This window comes from Brevibacterium picturae, from assembly GCF_030453725.1.
In the GTDB taxonomy this organism is placed as follows: domain Bacteria; phylum Actinomycetota; class Actinomycetes; order Actinomycetales; family Brevibacteriaceae; genus Brevibacterium; species Brevibacterium sandarakinum_A.
On record NZ_JAKDJU010000189.1, the window covers coordinates 1 to 5,320 of the forward strand.

The following is a 5,320-nucleotide window of genomic DNA, read 5'->3' on the forward strand; positions in this document are numbered from 1 at the left end:
GTGGAGCCCCCCATCGGACTCGAACCGATGACCTTCGCTTTACAAGAGCGGTGCTCTACCAACTGAGCTAGGGAGGCGTGGCGGCGAAACGATGCCGTCTGCGCCTCCACGATAGTAGTCCATTCACCTTCGCGGCCACAAAACGGCGAACGGTCACCACACCGATGAAACGCGGACTCGACCGTGACGACGTCGCCCTCCGTCATCGGTCGACCACCACCTCGGCGATGGTCGACCGATACTGGTGGAGTCGCTCAGCCCTCGACCTCGCCGGTGGCCTTGAGGATCTCAAGCGCCAGTGCCTGCGGGTCGCTGGTCTCCTCGGTCTGCTTGCCGTTGATGAGCACCCAGGGAGTGCCTGTCACTCCGCTGTCCGTAGCCTCCGTCGTGGATTTCTCGACGAAATCCTTGAACGACTGGTCCGTGACACAGCTCTTGACGGTCTGCTCGGGATCGGACTGGAGCTTCTTCGAGGTGTCGACCCCGACTTCTTCGGCCACCTTGAGCAGTTCCTCGTCAGTACGACCGTTCGCGCCCTCTCCAGGCTGCTGAGCGTACATCGCGGGGAAGAGATCCCTGGCGGTTTCGGGCTGGGAATCGATGACGCAGGCGGCCAGGTTGGCCGAGCGGGTCGAATACTCATTGCCGCTGGAAGCACGGTCAAGGATCGACACCGGCTTGTACTCGAGCACGATCGAGCCTTCGTCGGCGAGCTTCTCCAGAGTTTCGGCGTTGGTTTCTTCAAATGCCTTGCATCCAGGGCATTGGAAGTCGAGGTAGACGGTCACCGTCGCAGCGTTGTCCTTGGCGCCGGCTTCGGCAGGAGTGGGCAGATCCGATTCTTCGCCGTCGGGCATCTGCTTCGGCTGCACCACTTGCCCGTCCTTGGCCATGCTGACACCGCCGGCGACGTAGTTGGCCGGGGTGACTCCCGGCTTGCTCTGCTGGAAGATGAGAACACCGACAATCGCGGCCACGACCACCACGACGACACCGATCCCCACGTAGAGGATGGTCTTGGCGGTCTTCTCCTTCTTATCCTGAGCCGCTGCGATCTGGCGCGCGTTCTCACGTGCTTTGTTCCGCCGATTCTCACCGGAGTTGTTCTTCGCCATTGTTCCTCACGTTGCGATCGTCTGACGTCGGCCCAGCCTCGGACCGTGGGGAATCGGGTCGACATACGAGACCCGACCGTCCCACCTTACCCAAACAGGCGCTGCCCCGACTCTCAGTGAAATTCAAGGAGCAACTAGACCGGGCCCGGCAGATAGGAGAACGGGTTGGTCGACAGGGGCCACCAGGACATCCCGGCTCCGGACTGAATGACCATGATCCCGACGATGATCAGGAGCGCGATCGCGGACAGAGTGATGAGCCTGCCCAGCTGGTTGCGCGTCACCCCGGAGACCATGAGACGCGATCCGTATCGCAGGCTGCCCGCGCCCGGCCCCAGCCACAGCACGAGGGCACCGGCGGCACCGGCGGCCCACACCGACCACTGCTCCGAGTATCCGCTGGGCACGATTCCCGCGATGTCGAGCCGAGTCAGCACAAGCATCGCGACGCCGGCGATCGCCGGCAGGATGAAGGTCGCGGCCGAGGTCAGCACCGATGCCAGAATCGCACCCGGCGCCGAGGCGAGAGAACGCAGGAATCCCCTGTTCTTCGGCCCGTGCTCGAATCGGTGCTTCTGTGCCTTGCGGTCCAATCGTGTGCCCGTTCGCGCCAGGATCGACCACAGGAACACGAAGAGGGTGACGAACAGCGGACCCAGCGGCATGATCGCGACGGCCAGCAGGATGAGACCGAACACAGCCCAGCCACCGGTCCGGATCGTCCGATAGGTCATCGGCCCCCCGCCGTATCCCTGCTGGCGCGGCTGAGCCGTCTGATTTCCGGTGCCGTTGGGCCCCGGTCGGACAGTGCCCGGACCGGCCGGTTGTCCCACCGGTTGTCCGCCCTGTCCATACCCGCCGAGGTTGGTCCCGGCCATCGCTGATCCTGGAGCTGCCTGGATGCCGCCGTTGGGATTGCGCACCGGAGGTGAGGTGCCCGGCTGTGCAAATCCCTGAGGGCCCTGCTGGCCGGACCCATACCTCATCGTTGCACCCTGATTCGGGTCGCCTGGATTCGGGACCCCTGAGTTTGCCGCACCGTGATTCGGGGCACCGTGGTTCGGGGCACCTGAGTTCGTTCGATTGAAGTTCGGCCCACCTGGGTTCGGCCCGCCCGGGTAGGCGGTTCCCTGGTGTGCACCGCCCGGGTCGGACACGTTCGGGTTCGGACCCGAACCGGGGTAGTTCCCGCGTGGCGATCCGTGGCCGGCTGCACCGTAGCCCGAAGTGCCATAGGCGGCCGCAGCTCCAGCGGCGGCGCCGCCGAGAGCCGCTGGAGCACCATAGCCTGGCCCACCCCCGTCGACCGCAGGCATCCGCGCCGTCCCCGTCGGGGAAGCCTGATTCGAGTTCCCGGCAGGCGGCCCGGAACCGAATTGCGGCGGACGCCCGGACTCGATGTCGACGAGGGCGTCGAGGATCATCTGGCCGCTGGGCCGGCGTTCGGGCTTCGGGTCGAGGCAAGCCGCTATCAGGGGAATGAAGTTGCGGGGAGCCTTGTCGAGGTCGAACTTGCCCATGGCCACTCGCCCGAGCACCGCCTCGAGAGGGCCGGAACCGTAGGGGTTGCGGCCGGTGGCGGCGTAAGCCATGGTCGCGGCCCACCCCCACCAGTCGGTCTTCTCACTCGAGGTCTTGCCATCGGCGATCTCCGGCGACAGGTACCCGGGGGTTCCCATCACAAGGCCGGTCGCGGTCACGCGCACCTCATCGGCGACCTGGGCGATGCCGAAGTCGATCACCATCGGCTCCCCGTCCATGATCATGACGTTCGCGGGCTTGAGGTCGCGGTGGATGACACCGGATTCGTGCACCGCGTTGAGGGCGTCGAGGAGGGCGTGGCCGAAGTGGACGAGCTCGTCCTCGGCGAAGGGGCCGTTGTCCCTGACATCGTCGGACAGCGTCTGCCCGTCGACGAACTCGGTGATGATGAAGGGCTGCGCGGAGTCGAGCTCGGCGTCGAGCACCTCGGCGATGCGGGGATGTTTGATTCGCCGCAGGGTCCTGACCTCGCGCCCCAGGCGTTTGCGAGCGATCTCATCATTGGCGATGTGCGGGTGCAGAACCTTGACCGCGACAGGGTTGTTTCCGCCGTCGACACCGAGATAGACGACACCCATGCCGCCCGAGCCGAGCTCCTCGATGAGGCGGTAGCCTCCCAGATCCTGAACCATCACCTGTCCAAGCCTAGTCGAGCGGGTACAGTTCGTTCCAAGGACCGACTCAGGAGGAGGCGCAGATGAACACCGTCAACTCTGCCGAGACCACGACCGAATCCGCGTATGGTGACAGCGATTTCGTCGTCGTCGCGAACCGTCTGCCCGTCGACCGGGACCCCGCCGGGAAAAGCCAAGGATGGCGTACCTCACCTGGGGGTTTGGTCACCGCGGTGGCTCCGGTGATGAAGTCTCAGGAGGGTGCGTGGATCGGCTGGACCGGGGTGCCCGACGTCGATTTCGACCCGTTCACGATCGACGGCATGCATCTGGTTCCCGTCACCCTCACGAGTGAGGATGTCCTCAGATATTACGAAGGTTTCTCCAATGCGACACTGTGGCCTCTCTATCACGATGTGATCGTCCCGCCCGAGTTCCACCGCACCTGGTGGGACTCGTATGTGCAGGTCAATGAGCGCTTCGCGGCCAAGGTCGCCGAGGTGGCTGCCGAGGGGGCGACCGTCTGGGTCCATGACTATCAGCTCCAGCTGGTTCCGCAACTGGTGCGTCGGATGCGACCGGACCTGGCGATCGGATTCTTCAACCACATCCCCTTCCCACCGTTCGAGCTCTTCGCGCAGCTGCCCTGGCGAGATGAGATCCTGCGCGGTCTCCTCGGCGCCGATCTCGTCGGGTTCCAACGTCCGGCCGATGCCGCGAACTTCCGACGTGCGGTGCGCGGACGTCTCAATTTCACGACGAAGGGTTCAACGGTCAACGTCCCGGCCGGGGATTTCCTGCCGGGGCACATCGTGCGCGCCGAGGCCTTCCCCATCTCCATCGACACCCCGTACCTCGAGGAGCTGGCGCGTGATCCGAAGATCATCGAGCGTGCCCGGCAGATCCGCGAAGAGGTGGGCAATCCGAAGGTCGTCATGCTGGGTGTGGACCGGATGGACTACACGAAGGGCATCCGGCACCGGCTCAAGGCATTCGGCGAGCTGCTGGCCGAGGGGAAGCTCGACATCGAGGACATTGTCCTGATCCAGATCGCGACCCCGTCGCGAGAACGACTCGAGCAGTACAAGATCATCCGGCACGACGTGGAGCTGGCCGTCGGCCGGATCAATGGCGAGCAGACCGAAGTCGGGTCCATCGCCGTCCACTACCTCCACCATTCCTACCCGCGCGATGAGATGACCGCCTTCTTCCTCGCCGCCGACGTCATGCTCGTGACCGCCCTGCGTGATGGGATGAACCTCGTGGCCAAGGAGTACGTGGCCTGCCGCAGACGTGATGACGGCGCCCTTGTCCTGTCCGAGTTCACGGGGGCCGCCGATCAGCTCAAGGGCGCCGTGATGGTCAACCCCCACGACATCGGCGACCTCAAGGCCGGCATCCTCGACGCCGTGCAGATGGATGAGAAGACGCGTTCACGGCGGATGAAGCAGATGCGCAAGAAGGTCTCCACGGACACCGTGAGCATCTGGTCGAAGAAGTTCCTGGCCGAGCTCGAGGCCATCCACACGAACCCGGAGGCGATCATCCCCGACCGGCCCGCCGCCCTGCCCGAACGGACGACGACGGCATCCGATCGCATCACCTCCACCGTTGACACGCCTGCACCGGCACCCGCCACTGGACCCGGCGCCTCTGGACCCGGCGAGGAGCGTCGGTGACATCGGATCCGACCGCCATGACGTCTTCGCCGACACCACGATCGACTCCCGATTTCGCGACACCGACCGCCCTCGACCTCACGCTGGTCACGGGCGGCGATTCGGTCCTCATCGCCCTCGACTTCGACGGCGTGCTCGCACCGTTGCAGGACAACCCCGACCGGTCCCGGATGCTCCCGGAGTCGGCACAGGCGATCGCTGACTTGAGCGGCCTGCCCGGGACCCGTGTGGCCCTGGTCTCGGGCCGCGACCTCACGACCCTGCGGCGCCTGGCCGAGCCACCCCAGGGAGTGTGGCTGGTCGGTTCGCACGGCGCCGAGGTGGACCTGGGCGAAGCCTCCCCCGCACCCTCAGTGTCCGGGCCGCCTGA

At 65.4% G+C, this 5,320-nt stretch carries 4 protein-coding genes and 1 tRNA gene; 2 read left to right on the top strand and 3 right to left on the bottom strand.

The annotated features are described in order from the left end of the window. Position 1: 1 nt before the first annotated feature. The 3 genes from L0G76_RS13735 to L0G76_RS13745 form a co-directional block, all read right to left on the bottom strand. Positions 2-77 (bottom strand) — tRNA-Thr (locus L0G76_RS13735). 177 nt (positions 78-254) lie between these two features. Then, entirely contained in the window at positions 255-1,115 is an 861-nt protein-coding gene (locus L0G76_RS13740) for a DsbA family protein (protein WP_304357733.1), read from the bottom strand. A 134-nt stretch (positions 1,116-1,249) separates the two neighbouring features. After that, complete coding sequence (locus L0G76_RS13745) at positions 1,250-3,289, bottom strand: serine/threonine protein kinase (protein ID WP_304357734.1); 2,040 nt, start codon at positions 3,287-3,289, stop codon at positions 1,250-1,252. A 65-nt stretch (positions 3,290-3,354) separates the two neighbouring features. On the opposite strand from L0G76_RS13745, the gene L0G76_RS13750 reads away from it, so the two are divergent. Both L0G76_RS13750 and L0G76_RS13755 read left to right on the top strand, forming a co-directional pair. Continuing rightward, positions 3,355-4,950 carry an alpha,alpha-trehalose-phosphate synthase (UDP-forming) gene (locus L0G76_RS13750; RefSeq protein ID WP_304357735.1) on the top strand — a complete coding sequence of 532 codons (1,596 nt, stop codon included), beginning with the start codon at positions 3,355-3,357 and terminating at the stop codon, positions 4,948-4,950. Then, on the top strand, positions 4,947-5,320 hold a 374-nt coding region (locus L0G76_RS13755; RefSeq protein WP_304357736.1), incomplete at its 3' end, for a trehalose-phosphatase. The genes L0G76_RS13750 and L0G76_RS13755, both read left to right, overlap by 4 nt.